At 62.7% G+C, this 1,288-nt stretch carries 1 protein-coding gene and 1 pseudogene; both read left to right on the forward strand.

All coding sequences use genetic code 11. The features are described from left to right. Nucleotides 1-74 precede the first annotated feature (74 nt). Nucleotides 75-260 (forward strand): annotated as a pseudogene (locus GY725_26010) (hypothetical protein). Nucleotides 261-517: 257 nt separating this feature from the next. Next, the coding region (locus GY725_26015) for an ATP-binding protein (protein MCP4007652.1) at nucleotides 518-1,288 on the forward strand (771 nt) is incomplete at its 3' end.

Here is a 1,288-nt window from a genome sequence, read left to right on the forward strand (position 1 = left end):
AGCCATGAGATCATACGCGTTGATGAGAGTCCTGGCATGAACTTGCATGAACGTGCCCGCACGATCGCGCCGCGATCGGCGGTCGCCACCCCGGCGTCGGCACCCATAACGCGCTGCTCGATCTCGAAGCCGATCGCTACCTCGAGATCATCGCCCCGATCCGTCCCAGGATCGGCGCCCGCTCTGCTGGCGGTCGTCGAATCCCCGCGTGGCACCGTCACACTGGTCGGTCCGTCTACGGCTGGCAACGCCGCAGATAGTCTCCCGGGAGATCACCATGCCTGAAGACATCCCCGCCAACCTCGATCTCGCCGCTATCCGCTGCTCGATGCCTTGCGCAACCCCTGTCCGAGACCCAGCGCCGGCACATGGAGCAGTGGCACGCTCAACCGTCGAACGACGACAGCTGATCCTGCGCGTATACTACGACATGCAAGAGGGGCGCCGTCGCGCGGCATTCGCGGGCTGCCAGGGAACGTCCGACGCGGAAATGGATTGACGACCGAGGTTTCCTTTCATGGCCAAGCAGAAGAACATCATTGCCTTTCTGGATCACGAGCCTCCCCGCAACCCGAAAAAGCTCAAGGCTGCCTTCGTCGACCGGGAGCGAGAACTCGATCAGGTGGTCAGCCACGTCAAGGCCGTTCGGCAGGAGGATCCCAGGCGCATTCTCGCGATCACCGGATTGGCCCGGGTCGGCAAGAGCCATCTCCTCAGACGGGCGACCGCGGGGTTGACGAGAAGCTTCCCGGCAATCATCGACGTAACGATCACGACAGGCCACGCGGACGGGCGGGCTGTCCTTCGGGAGATCCTGCATCAGGTCTCGGCACAGCTGGACAACGCTGCCGGCAAGAAGGGAGTGATCGGCGACGGCGACCGTTCCGTTCTGGAACCGGTCCACGAAATTCGGCGCGTGTACTCCGAAGCGATCACTGGCCAGGGGACCGTCAAGATAAGCGAAGAAGCGAGTAAAGGCCTGAAGCAGCGCCTCGGTGCATCGCTTAAGAGCCCGGGGCTTCCCTCCATTTTTGGCGCCCTCCCGGCGAGTCTGGACTCGACCCGCGAACGAAGCGACACTGAATCCCGCACGCTGCAGATACCGCCCTTCGACGAGCAGTCTCTCTGCGATCTGGTGAGTTGGGGGCACAATCTCGTTCGTGTCAGAAAACCGGGTTGGCAAACCCTTCTCGTCATCGACGACTTCGACATCCTGCGCCGTTCAGAGGACGGCTCCTTCGACCCCGTGCCCTTGATGCAACAGCTTTCCAGCCTGGCCCAGGTCGAG

This window comes from bacterium (assembly GCA_024226335.1).
Lineage (GTDB): Bacteria > Myxococcota_A > UBA9160 > SZUA-336 > SZUA-336 > JAAELY01.